The organism is Streptomyces sp. NPDC008092, assembly GCF_042957285.1.
In the GTDB taxonomy this organism is placed as follows: Bacteria; Actinomycetota; Actinomycetes; order Streptomycetales; family Streptomycetaceae; genus Streptomyces.
On record NZ_JBIBHY010000003.1, the window covers coordinates 154,678 to 170,668 of the forward strand.

General features: G+C 68.7%; 19 protein-coding genes. 12 read left to right on the plus strand and 7 right to left on the minus strand.

From position 1 onward, the window contains the following. Positions 1 to 126: 126 nt before the first annotated feature. On the plus strand, positions 127 to 423 hold the full coding sequence (locus tag ACFZB3_RS09885; protein WP_391372516.1) for a GntR family transcriptional regulator: 297 nt from the start codon (positions 127 to 129) through the stop codon (positions 421 to 423). A 52-nt stretch (positions 424 to 475) separates the two neighbouring features. Here ACFZB3_RS09885 and ACFZB3_RS09890 read toward each other — a convergent pair whose 3' ends face one another. The 6 genes from ACFZB3_RS09890 to ACFZB3_RS09915 all read right to left on the minus strand — a co-directional run bounded on the left by ACFZB3_RS09890 (position 476) and on the right by ACFZB3_RS09915 (position 5,442). After that, positions 476 to 1,165, minus strand: coding sequence for a hypothetical protein (locus tag ACFZB3_RS09890; protein WP_391372518.1), 690 nt, complete (start codon positions 1,163 to 1,165; stop codon positions 476 to 478). 23 nt (positions 1,166 to 1,188) lie between these two features. Further along, entirely contained in the window at positions 1,189 to 2,031 is an 843-nt protein-coding gene (locus tag ACFZB3_RS09895; protein ID WP_391372521.1) for a hypothetical protein, read from the minus strand. A gap of 62 nt (positions 2,032 to 2,093) precedes the next feature. Continuing rightward, positions 2,094 to 3,311 carry an enoyl-CoA hydratase/isomerase family protein gene (locus ACFZB3_RS09900; RefSeq protein ID WP_391372524.1) on the minus strand — a complete coding sequence of 406 codons (1,218 nt, stop codon included), beginning with the start codon at positions 3,309 to 3,311 and terminating at the stop codon, positions 2,094 to 2,096. A 58-nt stretch (positions 3,312 to 3,369) separates the two neighbouring features. Beyond that, positions 3,370 to 3,672, minus strand: coding sequence for a hypothetical protein (locus ACFZB3_RS09905; RefSeq protein WP_391372527.1), 303 nt, complete (start codon positions 3,670 to 3,672; stop codon positions 3,370 to 3,372). Between the two features lie 61 nt (positions 3,673 to 3,733). Further along, positions 3,734 to 4,789, minus strand: a complete 1,056-nt coding sequence (locus ACFZB3_RS09910; RefSeq protein WP_391372530.1) for a hypothetical protein — start codon at positions 4,787 to 4,789, stop codon at positions 3,734 to 3,736. Beyond that, positions 4,774 to 5,442, minus strand: coding sequence for a hypothetical protein (locus ACFZB3_RS09915; RefSeq protein WP_391372533.1), 669 nt, complete (start codon positions 5,440 to 5,442; stop codon positions 4,774 to 4,776). The genes ACFZB3_RS09910 and ACFZB3_RS09915 overlap by 16 nt, the downstream gene beginning before the upstream one ends. Positions 5,443 to 5,806: 364 nt before the next feature. Here ACFZB3_RS09915 and ACFZB3_RS09920 point away from each other — a divergent pair, with 364 nt between their 5' ends. From ACFZB3_RS09920 to ACFZB3_RS09940, 5 genes are read left to right on the plus strand one after another with little or no spacing between them, the layout of a single operon-like run. After that, the gene (locus tag ACFZB3_RS09920; protein ID WP_391372536.1) at positions 5,807 to 6,109 is read left to right on the plus strand and encodes a hypothetical protein; all 303 of its coding nucleotides are present in this window, start codon (positions 5,807 to 5,809) and stop codon (positions 6,107 to 6,109) included. After that, positions 6,106 to 7,512, plus strand: a complete 1,407-nt coding sequence (locus ACFZB3_RS09925; protein WP_391372538.1) for a hypothetical protein — start codon at positions 6,106 to 6,108, stop codon at positions 7,510 to 7,512. The genes ACFZB3_RS09920 and ACFZB3_RS09925 overlap by 4 nt, the downstream gene beginning before the upstream one ends. A gap of 45 nt (positions 7,513 to 7,557) precedes the next feature. Then, positions 7,558 to 8,370, plus strand: a complete 813-nt coding sequence (locus ACFZB3_RS09930; RefSeq protein WP_391372541.1) for a hypothetical protein — start codon at positions 7,558 to 7,560, stop codon at positions 8,368 to 8,370. Continuing rightward, positions 8,367 to 8,978, plus strand: coding sequence for a hypothetical protein (locus tag ACFZB3_RS09935; protein ID WP_391372544.1), 612 nt, complete (start codon positions 8,367 to 8,369; stop codon positions 8,976 to 8,978). The genes ACFZB3_RS09930 and ACFZB3_RS09935 overlap by 4 nt, the downstream gene beginning before the upstream one ends. Next, a complete protein-coding gene (locus tag ACFZB3_RS09940) occupies positions 8,978 to 9,580 on the plus strand; it encodes a hypothetical protein (RefSeq protein ID WP_391372547.1) in 603 nt (200 codons plus the stop codon). The genes ACFZB3_RS09935 and ACFZB3_RS09940 overlap by 1 nt, the downstream gene beginning before the upstream one ends. Positions 9,581 to 9,631: 51 nt before the next feature. Here the strand turns inward: ACFZB3_RS09940 and ACFZB3_RS09945 are convergent, their stop codons facing one another. Continuing rightward, complete coding sequence (locus tag ACFZB3_RS09945) at positions 9,632 to 10,303, minus strand: hypothetical protein (protein ID WP_391372550.1); 672 nt, start codon at positions 10,301 to 10,303, stop codon at positions 9,632 to 9,634. A 519-nt stretch (positions 10,304 to 10,822) separates the two neighbouring features. On the opposite strand from ACFZB3_RS09945, the gene ACFZB3_RS09950 reads away from it, so the two are divergent. From ACFZB3_RS09950 to ACFZB3_RS09975, 6 genes are read left to right on the plus strand one after another with little or no spacing between them, the layout of a single operon-like run. Then, positions 10,823 to 11,569 carry a hypothetical protein gene (locus tag ACFZB3_RS09950; protein ID WP_391372553.1) on the plus strand — a complete coding sequence of 249 codons (747 nt, stop codon included), beginning with the start codon at positions 10,823 to 10,825 and terminating at the stop codon, positions 11,567 to 11,569. A 17-nt stretch (positions 11,570 to 11,586) separates the two neighbouring features. Beyond that, complete coding sequence (locus ACFZB3_RS09955) at positions 11,587 to 12,438, plus strand: hypothetical protein (RefSeq protein ID WP_391372556.1); 852 nt, start codon at positions 11,587 to 11,589, stop codon at positions 12,436 to 12,438. Further along, positions 12,435 to 13,742 (plus strand): ATPase, T2SS/T4P/T4SS family, encoded by a 1,308-nt coding sequence (locus tag ACFZB3_RS09960; protein WP_391372558.1) that lies wholly within the window; start codon positions 12,435 to 12,437, stop codon positions 13,740 to 13,742. The genes ACFZB3_RS09955 and ACFZB3_RS09960 overlap by 4 nt, the downstream gene beginning before the upstream one ends. 6 nt (positions 13,743 to 13,748) lie before the next feature. Further along, the gene (locus ACFZB3_RS09965) at positions 13,749 to 14,756 is read left to right on the plus strand and encodes a type II secretion system F family protein (protein ID WP_391372561.1); all 1,008 of its coding nucleotides are present in this window, start codon (positions 13,749 to 13,751) and stop codon (positions 14,754 to 14,756) included. Then, entirely contained in the window at positions 14,753 to 15,673 is a 921-nt protein-coding gene (locus ACFZB3_RS09970; RefSeq protein ID WP_391372564.1) for a type II secretion system F family protein, read from the plus strand. Before ACFZB3_RS09965 ends, ACFZB3_RS09970 begins: the two co-directional genes overlap by 4 nt. 59 nt (positions 15,674 to 15,732) lie before the next feature. Beyond that, on the plus strand, positions 15,733 to 15,984 hold the full coding sequence (locus ACFZB3_RS09975) for a hypothetical protein (RefSeq protein WP_391373998.1): 252 nt from the start codon (positions 15,733 to 15,735) through the stop codon (positions 15,982 to 15,984). Positions 15,985 to 15,991: the final 7 nt, after the last annotated feature.

The following is a 15,991-nucleotide window of genomic DNA, read 5'->3' on the forward strand; positions in this document are numbered from 1 at the left end:
CCGGGAGGTCTAGCCACCTCGCCGGGGTCTGTCGTCTTCGACGCTACACCGGTATATAGCCCTCTGCATACAAGTGCAGAGGGATCCATACGATTGTGCAGGTCGCTACCGCTCTACGTTGGACATATGAGCGATACGGAAGAACCGATGACCCCGCTTGACCCCATGAGCGCCAGACCGCTCTACGTTCAGTTGGCCGACGTCATCGCAGGGAAGATCGCATCTGGAGATCTGGCGCCGGACAGGCCCATCCCCTCCGAAAACCATCTTGCCGACGAGTACGGCGTAGCGCGTCTCACCGCACGCCGTGCCGCACAGGAACTGCGCGAGCGCGGCCTGATCGTCACAGTGCGCGGCAAGGGATCCTTCGTCGTCGAACAGCCCAAGTCCGATGCACCCGAAGAGAGGGAACCGAACACCTGAGGAGTCTGCGAGTTCTCAGAACTCCGGCGTCGAATCCACCAGTCCGTGGGACTCAGTTCCCGAGAGTCGGTTCGTCGGCTCCGCCGTTTCCATGTCCTGCTGAGTCCGTGCCGTTTCCAAGGGCAGGGAATGACACCGTCTGTAGGATCGCCACTGTTCCGTCGCAGAACTCGTTCCAGTATTCGGTGGAAGCCGTGTGGAGCGTGAACACGGCAGTGTAGGGGCCCGTCGGGAACGGGACATGGACCTGGATCTGCCCCGTCAGGAGTTGTTTCTCCGTGTGATCGGCAGTGAGTTCCGGTGAGAGCGTCACCTCGCGCATGGTTACGCAGGAAACCGCTGGGCCGCAGGGGAGATCCATCCAACGTGCGTCGTGGCGCGGATCACGAGACAGGGCGACCAGGATCCCGTGTGCCGCAGTCTCCGGGTCCGCATGATCGGTTTCGACCGCTGCCACGGTGAAGGCGCACTGGACGACGCCTCCGTCTTCGGTGGAGAACAAGCCCAGGGCCGAGTACGAAAGGCCAGTGAGGGCCAGTTGCTCGGCCAGGGCCGCGTAATACGGGGCGGCCGGAGTCCACAGCGCTTCGTCGCCATGGGAGTAGAGATCCCGGACGAAGGTGTCGGACAGCGCGGCCCGCGCTTCGGGTTCGGCTGCAAGTGGGAGGGTGAAGAAGCTCTCGGGAACGTCGAACGTCAGCGGAGGGATATCTGCTTCGACGATTATGAGAGGCGTGGTCACTGGGTTTCCGCTTCCAATCCGGTTTAGAGGTCGCCCTCTTGGAACGGAACGTCTTCGCCGTTGACGCCCATCAGGGAGAAGTCACTGCTGATTCCGTAGTCGGGATCGATCGTGCTGGTCCTCAGATACTCGGCGAGGAAATGGCCGCTCGGCCGACGGCTGATCACGAGATCGCCGGGTCCCTTCTGGCGCTTCAGGAACTCCGCGACGGTCCCCTGTTGCCCTTGTGTGAGCGCATCGCCGGCCAGCAGTTCAGGACTGGTGGCCAGGGGGCGGGTGACATCGTCACGACAGTTTGTGTTCCAACCCGCGAGGCGACTCCATGATCCGTCGGTGAACACGAGTTTGAAGTCCACCTTGTACCGGCTGAACTTCATCCGCTTCACGGCGGTGATGTTGGACCGTTCGGTCTCCCACAGGACGTTGTCGTGGGGAGTGTTCTTGTCGTCCAGCAGTCCGAGGACGAGGACCCGCCGGGTCGTCACCACCAGATGGGTTCGATTCGTCTCGGGACGGCGCCCGGTGTCGAGCTGCCACGGGAGGGTACGGGCGAGCGTCCCGGGAGCCGCCCACATGACAGGGAAGTCCTCGACCTCGTTCTCCGGCTCCTCGGGCTGTCCGAGTCGGGAGACGTTTCCTGTGCTGCCGGACCCGGCCAGCGATTCAAGGACGCCGAGGGTCGCCACGAGCAGAGTACGAGCGCCGAACTTGCCTCCCTCACGCAGGCGGCTCTCGCTCTTGGTGCGGGCGGTGAATTCCGGACCTGCCGGCCAGCCCGGCAGCTCGCCCTGAATGTCCCGTCGCGTCGTGTCCCTGAACCAGCGCATCCCGGATACGGGTGTGGCGACGCCGGTGGCGAAACTCACTCCACAGCGCGCGAGAAGGGTCTCGTCGAGGTCAGGTTGCCATCTCGTCATGTTCTCGTGCCTCAATGTGCTGTGGCGGACTGCTGGAGGCTGTCACCCGGGTTGGCCGAGTCACCGCTGTGCAGGCCGATGCTGATGCCCTTGGGAAGCACCTTGCCTGCCACGTCGATCCCTCTGCCCAGTTTGCTCAACGGGTCGACCGTGAACTTCTCGCCCGCGAGCGCCAGACCTTTGGTACCGAGCCACTGACCTTGGTGATACCCCGCCTCGGCGAGCCCGGCGAGGCGGCTCATCGCACCGCTCTCATGGGACAGCAGTCCGAGGTCCTTCCCCGCACCGCCCAGGACGATTCTTCTGCCCAGCAGACCGATACCGCCCTCGACAGATTTTGCCATGTCGCCCGTTGCGATCACGTTGAAGGCGCGCTCGATGCCGGACACTTTGAAGCCGCTGCCGAATTCCGCGATCCTCTCGGCCGCGGCTGCCTTGCTGGCCACCTTGGCACCCTTCCCGAGGAGGCCGATACCCGGCAGCAGTCCCAGCGCGTCCGTGCCCATAGTGAGCCAACTGACGTCAGCACCGCTTGCCTTGGCGACCGAGTGCGCCAGCAATGCCATTCCACTGGTCAGAACGGCTGCTGCTCCGAAGATGGCGCCGAGAGGTTCGAAGGGCAGAGTGATGATGGCCAGCACGCCGAGGATCGCGGTGACGTCGCTGAGGATGTCGCCGATTTCCTTGATCAGGTCGGCATGTTCCTTGAGCCAGTCACCCGTGGCATCCCACGCGTTCGCGATCCCGTGCCCCAGCTTGTCCCAGAAGCCGGGCTCGTCGGGGGCGATGTCGCCGGCCTTGTCCAGTTCCTTGCCGACCTGGCGGGCGGCCGCCCGGTAGTCCTCCTCCAGCTCGTGGACCTTCTGGATCACGCCGTCCACCGCGCTGGACGCCTTGCCCAGGTCCATGCTGCCGTCGCTGCCAGCCTTGGCCTGGGCCTTCGCCTTGGCGTCGAGCCTTTCCCCGGCACTCTTCTCCAGCCGGTCCGCCCGGTCCTGGAAGTCCTGGAGTTCGCCTGCCCAGCGGTGCAGGGCGCGGGAGGCTTTGTCGAAGGAATCGTGGCTCTTGCGGATGAGCGGGGTGACGTCCTGGCCGATGTACTCGCTGAAAGCGATCGCGGTCTTGCCCTTCCAGGCACCGGTCTCGATGCGGTCCAGCTCGCCGAGCGCCGTACCCAGCTCGCCGGCCAGCTTGCCGAGCTGTTTGGCGAGGTCCCGGGTGTCTTCCACGCTCCCCGGCGTGGGATCCCAGCCTATGTGGGGGAAGGCAGGTCGTTGCCCAGCCACGTCACTTGCCCTTCTGCTGCGGAGCCTTCAGGGACTCGGCGAGGTCCAGGTCGAGCTTGTCGAAGCTCTCCCCGATCTTGTTGATCATCTTCACGGCGCCCTGGGTGTGCTTGCCGAGCTGCTTGATGCCGTAGCCCCAGTCGTCGGCGAAGTCCTGGACGTCTTCGACGAGTTGCTTCTCGCCGACGGCCGAGGCGTCCGCGCTGCGGAGCGTGCGGCGGGTGGTCTCCATGCGGTCGCTGATGGACGAGAAGGTCTTCTTCAGGTCCTGGAAGATCGTGTCTTCGAGGCGCAGGTCACTCATGTCGGATTCCGGTCTCCTGGAGTGGCCCCGAGCCGTAGCCCGGCGGGCCGCTCACGTCTGGTCAGCGGTTGACCGCCTGGATTTCCTTCACGGTCACGTTCTGCTCGTACGTCGACAGGCCGTCGGGCAGGCCCGGCTGCCGTGCGGGTCCGTCGGGGTCGGCCGAGTCCGTCCAGGTCACGTTCCAGGTGATCGACGCCACGAAGGGGTAGGTGCCGGTTCCGGACGAGCGTTGGTAGGTGACGTTGCAGGCTGCGTCCTTGCTGTCGACCGTGTAGCCATCGTTGCCCTTCACCAGGTCGTACGTGCAGCTCTGCGGATCGGCGTCCGACGTGCCCGCGTCGACCCTGAGGGCTACAGGGGTCGCGACGGTCGTCGCGGCCATCGCTACGCCCTTGTAATTGATGCTGGCGGTCGTCCAGACCCGGTCGAAGTTCCCCTCGAACTTAACCCGCGTACCGACGTTCACCTTGAGGTGGTTCGCACTCGGGTTCAGCACCACGGGTGGTTTCGGCAACTTGGTTGAGTTGTAGGCGAGTTCCGAGAGGATCTCCGGCGTCAGCTGGTTGGGGTCCGCCTTCGGCTGGGCGGGCGGGATCCAGATCTCCCAGTTGTCAGGGGTCACGGGACAGGCGTCGGTGTAGTTGTCATTGCGGAACTGCACCTGCCACCACAGACCCTTGTCGCCCTTGTGGTAGTCCTCGTCGGCGCGCTTCTTTGCGTAGCTCGCGGCCGGTTCCTGGGCGCCCTTGTACGAGGACTTGATGAAGTCCTCGTACTCGTCCGGCGTGTACATGGGCTCGTACCAGCAGACGGGGGGCTTCCAGTTGGCGTTCGAGGACGTGGCCCTCGACGTGGAGCTTCCGGAGCCGCCGGTCCTGCTCTGGTTGATCTGGATGTGGGCGCCGACGGACCCGTTGCCGGAGTTGCCACCCGACTTGCTCCCAGGGGCCCCGCCGGGGTCGGCGGGAGGCTGCCCACCGGTCCCGGTGTCATCACCTGTCTTGGGATCGCCGGCGTAGGCGGGGAATCCAGTCCCCAGCGTCACGACGAGGCCTGCGACCAAGGCGAACCGGACACCGGCCCGAACCGCGCCGGACTTCAGCCCTGGACGCACGCCGCGTCACCCTTCTTCCAGTTCTGCTGTGTGACCTGCCAGTCGCCCGCTGAGTCCCGAGCCGCCTGAAGGGTGTAGAGGACGAAATCCTTGTTGCTCGCCTTGGTACGCAGAACCTTGTTCGTCTTGATTTCCTTGCCGTATGCCTTGCTCTGGTCCTCGCAGTAGCGGGCCGCCGCAGTCTTGCCGTTCGCGACGTCGGTGACTTCGAAATCGTAGTAACGGTAGTGACCCGTGAGCGTGAGGCCCTGCTTCTTGAGGGTTGCAACACGCTGAGACCAATAGGTGAAGGCAGCTCCACCGAAGTAGCGGCTCATGTTGGTGGACTTGCCGTCCCCCTTGCCGAAAGCCTCGATATTGGCCTGGGTCGAGTAGGCCACGTCCCGCAGGATCGCGTCCTTCGTGACGTCTCCCGTCGGCTGCCGGTCCACCGTCACCGTGATGTCCGACGGGAACGCGAACGTCGGAGCGTTCTTGTCGGGCGAGGCGGAGGCAGAGGCTGAGGGCGACGCAGAACTCGACCCTCCTGCACCGGCCCCCGCGATCTTGTCGTTCTTGTCCTTGGAGCTGTCGTCCCCGCCTCCGCACGCCGTCAGCAGCAGAGCTGCGGTCGCGGCGAGCGCGGCGGCAACGGGCAAGGTGCGGCGCTTCACTGTGTACTCCCCCGTGAGAATGAAGTTCGGCAAGAGTGCAAACGGTATCTGTGGGATCCCGGGTTTCGCCACCGCGAACATCGCTGTAAATGTGATGGTTGAGGACATTCGGGGCGTCTCTGCAGGGCGAGGTGGCCTGTGGTGATGGCGTGACATTGCCTCGCCCGGGGCCGGCCGCACGGGCATCGTGAAGATTGCGCGGGCATGGAGTGGACGCCCGTACCGCTCGGTCGGGCGCCGCCCCCTCCTTTGGGCTCCCTTTGCGGTCCGTTGGTTGTAGCCCCGAAAACCCTCGACACACAGTGACCCTGGCCCTCTGCGTCTCGCGGGGCGGCCGGGTAGGCAGGTGTTCACGGGGGTAGTAGTGGCGGACCACGTCAGGGTGTCCACGACAGAGCTGCGGGAGATCAGCAGATCTGTCGCGAAGTTGAAGTCCAACTTTGAACATGCGAAGGATCTCGTCGACTCGTACGGGTCCGAGATCGGGTCCGGTGAGGTGGCCGATGCCCTCGGTGACTTCGCGGACGACTGGAAGAAGAAGCGGAAGCAGCTCTGCGACGGGCTGGAGTTTCTCGGGAAGACCGCGGGTGAGGCGGCGAAGGCCTACGACGGGGTCGATCAGCATCTCGCCGACGCGCTGGTCAGGGCTCAGCCGGGGGACAAGTGAGCGATCACGACTTCGCCGGTGTCGACTGGCAGACGGCCCGGTACGACGACCGGGAGTTCACGCCGGGGGATCCCTACGAGGTGGCCCGGCTCGGGAAGCGGATCTCCGACACCGCCAGGCTGATCGAGGAGCAGGCCGGCAAGCTGAACAACCTCGTCGACGGGAACGGGTGGGATTCGGACGCCGGGAAGGCGTTCACCACGAAGACCGGCGACACCGTCAAGCTGCTGAGCCGGTCGCATCAGCGGTATGCGGCGGCGGGGGCGGCGCTCGGGTCCTCCGTGCCGTACGAGCCCGTCGCCGACACCGTGCGGGAGAACTGGGCCACCGCTCTCAACCATGCGCAGAACCGTGTGCGTTCCGCGCTGAAGAAGGCTGCGGCTGCCGATGCCGACAGCAGTAACTATCAGGAGCAGATCGACCGGCATCCGTCCGCGGACGACAGCCATCCGGACAAGCAGAAGCTGAAGCGGCAGAAGGAGGCCTCGGACGGGGAGCTCGATGCCGCGAAGCGGGAGCTCCGGGCCGCGCTCGACTACCGGGACACGCAGGCCGGGTACGCCGCCAAGGCGATACGGGATGCCATCGACGGCGACGGGCTGAAGGATCCCAAGCATCACTGGTGGGACAACTGGAAGGACTGGGTCGCCGAGGTCGGGCACTGGGCGGGGGTGGCCGCGGCTGTTCTGGGCGTGCTGGCCCTCGCCCTCAGCTGGGTACCGGTCCTCGGTGAGGTGCTCGGTGCGCTGGCGCTCGTCGCCTCGGTCGTCGCCCTGGTCTGCGACACCGTTTCCGCGCTGGATGGCAAGGGCACCTGGCTGGACGTCGCCATCGACGCCATCGGCGTACTGTCCTTCGGCGCCGGGCGGGTTCTGGGGACGACGGCCAAGGAGGCGGCCATGGCCGCCCGGGGCGCCTCCGCGGTCAAGGACTTCCGGCTGGCCCAGGAGGTCGGGCTGAACCCGACGGCGGCCCGCGAACTCGCCGAGACGCTCAACGGGGTCAAACCCGGCGAGATCGGCAAGGCGCTGTCCGAAGGGCCCACGAAGCTCCTGCCGCGGATGCGCTCGGTGGTCAAGGAGTCGCTGAACCTCAAGGCGTACGCGACCGACATCCGCGATGCCCCCGCGGTGCACCGGGCGGCCAAGGCCTTCGCGAAATCGGCGCCCGAGCTGTCGAAGATCGCGGACTCCTCGTTCAAGAGCATGGCGGGGCAGGCCAAGGCCCTGTACTACGGCAGCCAGGTGCTGCCGCTCCTGGCGGGTTGGTCGAACCTGGCGCACACGCACTCCGGCGAGCCGTGGATCACCGGGCCGAACGTCCTCCGGGGCGCAAAGGAGATTCCGGGCATCGGGGCCGGCGGAACACCGTTCTACAACTGGCACTGGAGCACCAGCGGCTGACCCGTCGGCCGTCAGGATTCCCAGAGCGGAAAGAGCAAGGATCACGTGGCTAGTGAGGACGAGCGGTCCGTCGACGAGCTGTTCGCGGAACTGCCGGAGAAATGGCAGCGGTCGCTGGAAGAGGTGGGCCTGGGGCTGCCGGAGCTGCGCCGGATCGCGGCCGGACCGGACGGCATGCGACGAGTACGCACCATCCTCGCCGAGTTCTCCGAGGCCACCACCGACCCTCGGCCGGTACGGAGCGGGTGGGCCGGATACGGCGGCGGAACACCGGTATGGCCGTGGGTCCGGCTGCTTCTGGTGGCGGCCGCGTCGGTCGTCGTCTGCCTGCTATCCAGCCTGTTCATCGGCAAGGCGGCGGCGTTCGTCGGCCTGCTCCTCGGACTGCTGGTCATCTGGGTGGCCTTCAAGACCCGTGACTCGCGGGGGGCCTCCGTCGCCCGGTATGTCACCGCGGCCGCCTATCTCGTGCTGGTCCTGGTCGGTTCGTACTTCGCCAACGCCTGGTATCTGCAACTGCGCGGGGTGGAGCAGACGGTCACCATCGCCACGCCGACCCGTCAATGGACGCATGGGACCCGTGAGACGTACTGCAGGGTCCGGCTGCGGGACGGGTCCGTCCATGAAGTGGTCGACAACAAGGAGAACTGTGCCGACCGGGTCGGGCGGACGACGACAGCCGTCGTCGACCCTGCCGGTCACTATCAGCCCTCCCTCGGCACCAAGTCCGAGATCGGCGGTGTCCTTGAGGGGTACGTCTGCCTGGGCGCCGCCGTGGTGCTCGTGCTGGCACCGATGACGGTCGCGTTCATCGGACGGCGGAAGCGGTACGACCGGGCGACCGGGACGGCGATATGAACGCCGGGGCAGCTGATACGGCCACCGCACCCCCCTCCGACTACCGCCTCGCCGTTCCCGAGGGCTGGGAGCGGATCGTGCTCGATCCCGAGAGGTGGGCGCACCGTATCGACAAGGTGGTCAAGCGCGGACTACGGCGTACGAAGGCCGGTCCGCTGCTTGAGGCCGCGCTCGCGGAGCGGATGCGGGAGCAGGCCGAGGCGGCGCACGCCAACGGCGGTGTCGAGATGTACGTCATGAACCAGCTCCTCGGCCAGGTCCCGGTCTCCGCCGGCCTGGTGGTCACCTTGCTGCGGCCGGCTCCCGGCACCGAAGCCGGCGACCTGGGAGACATCGCCCGCTCCCTCGCCGTGCGCGCGACCGCCGAGGACGTCACCCTCGTCGACCTCCCCGCCGGCCCCGCCGTACGCCACCGCTACCTCCGCCGGCCCGCCGCCGACGACCCCGACGGCAACAAGCTCGCTGTCACGCACCTGGACATCTACCTCGCCGTCCCGAACAGCGACCAGCGGCTGTTGCTCTCCTTCTCGACGCCGATGGAGCCGCTGGCGGACGCCTTGGTCGGCCTCTTCGACGCCGTTGCCCGCACTCTGCAATGGATGGTCTGATGCCTGAGTTCGCCGCGTCCACCGTGCGTATGAAGGTGCCCGAGGACGCCATATCCCTGCCGGTGCGCGCTGCCGGCGTCGACCTGCGTGCCTGGGCGGAGGGAGCGGCCGCCGCGCGGCTCGTCGGCCCCGACGCCCCCGACCCCAAGCTCCTCACCGCCCTCACCGCAGAACTCCGCGAAGCCGCCGCCGACTCCCGCGAACGCGGACCCGTCACCGCGCTGTCGTACGTGCCGGAGCCGCGGCTCGGCGAGCTTGCCCGGATCGAGCTGTCGGCGCTGGTCGCCGACGAGACGTACCCGGCCGTGACCGTCGAGCTCCTCCAGCGCTACCTCGCCGCCCCCACCGCCGACTCCTACCGGCCGCCCGAGGCCGAGCTGCGTACCCTGCCCGCCGGGCCCGCGGTGCGCGTCCGGCACGCGTACGTCCGGGACGCCGGCCGGGACGGGCTGGGGACGGTGATGGAGACGTGCGCGTACGGCATCCGGGCCGACGAGACGTGGGGGCTGGTGCTGCTGACGTCCTGGCAGGCACTGGCCCACACGGACGCCCTGTGCGAGCTGACCGACGAACTGGCCCGGACCGTAAGGGTCACGACATAGCCGGAACGGTCGGCCGGGAAGGTCGGGCCAGATGGTCTCGGGCCGGAACGGTCAGGCCGCCGTCAGGTGACCGACCAGGGGCTCGCCCTCAAGGGACGTCAACCGGCACCAGGAGCCGTCCGTGAAGGTGATCCTGAAGTCCCGTCCGCCGACGCTGAACGGCCGTCGCTCGACCGTGGCGACCGCGCTCAGGTCCGTCTCCCAGAGGACTTCCTCCCAGGGTGCCCTGGGGTCCTGGAGCCCGCCGAGGACCAGCAGGCGGCGGTCGGTCAGGACCAGGTGCGTGGTGTCCGTGTCGGGGCGGCGGGCCGGGTCGAGTTCCCAGGGGAGGGTGCGGGCGATCGTGCCGGGGGCGGCCCACAGCACCGGGAAGTCCGTCTCCTCGTTCTCCGGGTCCTCGCTCCTGCCCAGCGAGCCGGAGCGGCCGGGGCCGCTGCCCGAGGGGACGTTGCCGTCGAAGACCACGGCCAGGGCGAGCACGCCGAGGACGAACACGGCCGCCAGCGCGCCCCGCACCACGGGGCCGGCCTTCGATCTGAGCCGGTAGGCCGGGCCTTTGGGCCAGTCCGGCAACTCGCCCTGTATGTCGTGCCGTTCGGTGTCACGGAACCAGCGCCGGCCCTTCACCCGGTCCGCCGCGCCGGTCGCGGAGGACACCGGGGCGCGCGCCACGAGCTTCTCGCCCTCCGGGGGTTGCCAGGAGTGGCGCTGCGGCACGGTCACGGTCTGCCATCCTCGCGGTCTTCGGGGCGGTCTTCGGGGCCGGTCATCAGGGCGGTCTTCAGGGCGGCGGTCCCGTGATCCTAGTCGGGGCGTCGTCCGGAACCGGCCGTCGTCGTGAGCACTTCGTGCAGGCCTCATGGGCGCACGGTGACGGTGCCGGGCGCGGGCCGGCCGCGAGCAGGGTGTGGTGGATTCACCGGCGCACACTGCGGCGCCCCTTGATGTGTCCAGAGTCCCAACCGGCGTACAGGTCACCGCCGTTGCAGATCGCAACGACGATTTCAGTGAGGTCAAGGAGTCCCGCCGCGCCTTGAGGGGCTTATGTGCGGCTGATACGGTGCGATCGCTTGACACCCACCCCGCGGTCGAGTATTTGGCCGGATCGGGGTGATTGGTGTGGAGTGTCTGCTTTCGCTGTGCCGGGAGGCGTGGTGACGAGCGTCGACAGGTTTCAGGGTTGTCGACAGGTTTTCAGAGTTCTTGACAGACACTGTCTTGGCTGTAACGGGGAGCGGTTGCGTGAAGATCCAAGAGCGTACGGGGGCGGGCGCCGGTCGTTCCGGCGGACCGGCTCAGCCTTCGGTCGGTGACCGGCTTCCCACCGCGCCTCGTGAGCGCAAGCCCGCGCTGGCCGCGCTCGCGGTCCTGCTGATCCTGCTCGGCGCGCTCGGCGCCACCACGCTCGTGCTGCAGGCCGGCGACCGGATCGAGGTCATCAAGGTGACCGCCACCATCCAGCCCGGCGAGGCCGTGACCACCGGCAACGTCACGTCCGTGCTGGTCGCGGCGGACGACAGCATCAACTACGTCAAGTGGTCCCAGCTCAGCACGCTGGAGACCTACAAGGCCAAGACGACCATCTACAAGGACACGGTCGTCATGGGGCAGATGTTCGGCAAGGAGAGCACCCTCCCGTCCGGCAAGGCCACCGTCGGCCTCTCCCTCAAGGAGGGCCAGTACCCGGTCGGGCTCAAGATGGGTGACGTCGTCGCCGCCTACCGTGTCAGCAGCAACGGCTCCTCGACCACCGGGGGTTCCTCCTCGTCGTCCTCCTCGTCGGGCGGCAGCGACTCCCCGATCGTCGGCCAGGCCAAGGTCAGCTACGTGCCGGACACGAAGGGCGGCGACAGCTCTCTCGTCAGCAGCACCAACCTCGCCGTCACGCTGACCGTCGACAGCGGCGACGCCGCCCCGCTGGCCCAGGCCGCCGCCACCGGCTCGGTCGCCCTGGTCCTTGTGTCCGGCGCATCCGGCAACGGCAACTAGAAGGCGGCCCCCACCCCATGGCGCTCATCGCAATCGCCGCCGACAAGGGTTCCCCCGGCGTCACCACCGCGGCCGTCGCGCTGGCCGCGGTCTGGCCGCGCCGGGTCCTGCTCGCCGAGGCCGACCCGGCCGGCGGCGACCTCGTCTACCGCAGCGCCGCCGCGCACGGCGGGCCGCTGAACCCGAACACCGGCATGCTGTCCATCGCCGCCACCGCGCGACGAGGACTCGTACCGGACCAACTCTGGGATCACGTACAGCCGTTGAGCGGCGGGCTCGAAGTGCTCGTCGGGCTCGGGATAGCCGAGCACGCGGCCGGGCTCGCCGGGCTGTGGCCCACCCTCGGGCACGCCTTCGCCTCGCTCGCCGACTCCCCGAACGCCCCGGCCGACGTCATCGCCGACTGCGGACGGATCAGCGGCGACACCCCGGCCGTGGAGATGTTCCCGCACGCGGCGCTCGTCCTGCTCGTCTCGCGGACCGAGCCCGAGGCGCTCGCCCGGGTCCGGGACCGGGCCGCCGCCCTCGCGCAGAAGCTGCACGGCGGTCCCCGCGGTGCCGCCGCCCTCGCCACCCCGCTGATCGGGGTGATCCTGGTCGCCGACCCGTCCGGCGCCGGCAAGCTGGTCAACCAGGTCAACGACATGCTCGTGCACGCCCAGACCGGCGCCCGCGTGGTCGGCACCATCGCCGACGACCCGGCCGGCGCCGACCAGTTGGCCGGCCGCAAGCGCGGGCGCCTCGACAAGTCCCTGCTCATCCGCTCGGCCCGCAAGGTCACCGCCGACCTCCACCAGCAGTACGGCGCCGCCTGGACCGTACCGACGTCCGTACCGCCGCAGGCACCCCATGCGGGGGCCGGCCGATGACCGCTGTCGACCACCAGCTGGTCAAGCGGTTCCGGCAGGACGCCGGCGACCGGATCGCCGAGCAGCGCCGGCAGGACCAGGCGTCCGGCGTGACGCCGATGTCCACCGAGGACGAACGGCAGTACGCCCGCGCGGTCATAGCCCAGATCCTGGAGGAGTACGCCCGCGCGGAGATCAACGCCGGGCGCACCCCGCTGGACGCGGAGACCGAGGAGCAGTACGCGGCCGCCGTGCACGCGGCGCTGTTCGGCGTGGGGCGGCTGCAGCCGCTGCTCGACGACCCGGACGTCGAGAACATCGACATCAACGGGTGCGACCAGGTCTTCGTCGGGTTCAGCGACGGGCGGGAGGCCGTCGGGGACCCCGTCGCGGAGACCGACGAGGAGCTCATCGAGCTGATCCAGGTGCTCGGCGCCTACTCCGGTCTGTCGTCGCGGCCCTTCGACTCCGCCAACCCGCAGCTCGACCTCCGGCTCCCCGACGGGTCCCGGCTCTCCGCCGTCATGGACGTCACCCGGCGGCCCGCGCTCTCCATCCGCCGCGCCCGCATGGGCAAGGTCTTCATCTCCGACCTGGTGGGGAACGGGACGCTGACGCCCGAGGTCGCGCACTTCATGGCCTGCGCCGTGCGTGCCCGCAAGAACATCATGATCGCGGGGGCGACCAACGCGGGCAAGACGACGCTGCTGCGGGCCCTCGCCAACGAGATCCCGCCGCACGAGCGCCTGATCACCGTCGAGCGGGCGCTGGAGCTCGGGCTCGACACCTTTCACGACCTGCACCCGAACGTCGTCGCGTTCGAGGAGCGGCTGCCCAACTCCGAGGGCCAGGGCTCCATTTCGATGGCCGAGCTGGTGCGCCGTTCGCTGCGCATGAACCCCTCCCGGGTCATCGTCGGCGAGGTCCTCGGCGACGAGATCGTCACCATGCTCAACGCCATGTCGCAGGGCAACGACGGGTCGCTGTCCACGATCCACGCGAACAGCTCCAGCGAAGTCTTCAACCGCATCTCGACCTACGCGCTCCAGGCCTCCGAGCGGCTGCCCATCGAGGCCAGCCAGATGCTGATCGCGGGCGCGGTGAACTTCGTCGTCTTCATCCAGCGGCGCAACAACTACCAGACCGGCGGCCGTCTCCAGCGCATGGTCACCTCGGTCCGCGAGGTCAACGGCGTCGACGGCCGGGTGCTGTCCAGCGAGGTGTTCGCGGAGGCGCACGACGGCCGGATCGTCCCGCACGCGCCCATAGCCTGCCTGGAGGACCTGATGGCCTACGGCTACCAGCCGCACGGGGCGTGGGGGTGACATGACATGAACCTGGATTCCCTGGGCTCCATGGGCGGGCTCTTCTCCACCCCGGTCCTCTACGCCCTCGGCTGCGGTGTCGCCGTCGGCGGCGGACTCGCCCTGCTGATCCTGGCGGTCCGCGGCCTGCCCGCCAAGCCCGACCACGAGAAGCAGAAGGCGAACGAACGGGCCGCCGAGCTCATCCGGTTCGCCGGCCGGCGCGGTTCGCTCGCCGCCATCATCGGGCTCGCGGTGCTGCTGCTGACCCGCTGGGCGGTGGCCGGCATCGCCGCCGGTGTCCTGGTCTTCTTCTGGGACAAGCTGTTCGGCGGCGCCGCCGAGGAGCGGGCCGCGATGAAGCGGGTGGAGGCCCTCGCCTCCTGGACCGAGTCGCTGCGCGACACCATCGCCGGCGCGGTCGGCCTGGAGCAGGCGATTCCGGCTTCGGCCCGCGCCGCCGCGCCCGTCCTCCGGCCTCATCTCGACGCCCTCGTCGACCGGTTGCGCGCCCGCACCCCGCTGCCCGACGCGCTCCAGCACCTCGCCGACGAGATCGACGACGCGTCCGCCGACATCACCGTGGCGGCGCTCATCCTCAACGCCCGCCTCCGCGGCCCCGGTCTGCGCCAGGTCCTCGGCGCGCTCGCCAAGTCGGCGCGCGAGGAGGTCGACATGCGCCAGCGCGTGATGGCCCAGCGGGCGTCCACCCGGCGCTCGGTGCAGATCGTCGTCGCCGTGTCGGTCGCGTTCGTCCTCGGCCTCGCCGTCTTCAACCGGGACTTCGTCGCGCCGTACGGCACCGCCGTCGGCCAGCTGGTCCTCGCCCTGGTCTGCGGGCTGTTCGCGCTCGGCTTCTGGTGGCTGCGCAAGCTGTCCACCATCGAGACCCCGGAACGGTTCCTGGTCCGCGACCAGTCCTCCGTGCAGTTCGTACGGCCGCCCCGCACCGCTCCCGGCCAGCCCGGCCAGCCCGGTGCGCCCGGTCATCCCGGCCAGCAACAGCTCCCCACCGAGGAAGGAGCCCGCCGGTGAACCTCACGATGCCGATCGTCGTCGGCGTGACCCTGGGGCTCGGCGTCTACGTCCTGATCCGCGCCCTGATGCCGTCCCGGCGCAGCGCGGTCGCCCAGGTCGCCCGGATCGACGCGATGCGGGCCCGCGGCGCGGCCTACGAGTCGGCCCGGCAGACGCAGGACACCGGCCGGTTCGGCACCCTGCGCGCCGAAGTCGGCGAGCGTGTCGCCGAGTTCTACCGGCAGCAGGGCTGGGAACAGCGCTCGCTCCGGGCCGACCTCGCCGTCCTGGACCGCAGCTGGGAGAAGTTCCTCGCGACCAAGGTGCTGCTCGCGGCCGCCGGCCTGATCTTCGGGCCGTTCCTGTTCGCCGTCGTCTACACCATGGGCTTCGGCCGCAACCCGGTCATCCCGGTCTGGCTGGCCCTGGCCTGCGCGGCCCTGTTCTTCTTCCTGCCCGACCTGGAGGTACGACGGGACGCGGCCGAGAAGCGCCGCGACCTCAGGCGGGTCATCGGGGCCTACCTCGACCTGGTGTCGATGAGCCTGGCCGGCGGCCGCGGCCTGCCCGAGGCCCTGATGGCGGCCGCGGAGGTCTCCGACGGCTGGGCCAACCAGCGCATCCGCAACGCCCTCGCCGATGCCCGGATCACCGGCGTCAGCCAGTGGCAGGCGCTGGGCGCGCTCGGCGAGGAACTCGGCGTGGAGGAGCTCAAGGACCTCTCCGCCTCCCTCGCCCTGGTCGCGGACGACGGCGCCAAGGTCCGTGAGTCCCTCGCCTCCCGCGCCGAGACCATGCGCCACCGCGAACTCGCCGAGATCGAGGGCAGCGCGGGCGAGAAGTCCCAGTCGATGCTCGTCGCCCAGCTGCTGCTGTGTGCCGGCTTCCTGGTTTTCCTGATCTTCCCGGCGGCGATGCGGGTGTTCCAGGTGTGAGCTGACCCGAGCTGGATCGAGAACCTTCGCCAACTGCTGTTTCGAGAGGACAAGTCATGATGAACGAGCGGAACTTCAGCACCGGGATCCCGGCGGTGGACTTCCTGGTCACCTTCTTCCAGGGCCGGGTGCAGCGCGCCCGCTCCGGCGAACTCGACCGCGGTGCCTCCGCCGTCGAGTGGGTCATCATCTCGGCGGTCGTCGTGGCCATCGTCGGCGTGGTGGCCGCCATCATCAGCAACGCGCTGCAGAGCGGTGCCACCAAGGTCGGCACCTGCATCTCGGGCGCGAGCGACAGCAAGACCTGCTGAGCGGGCG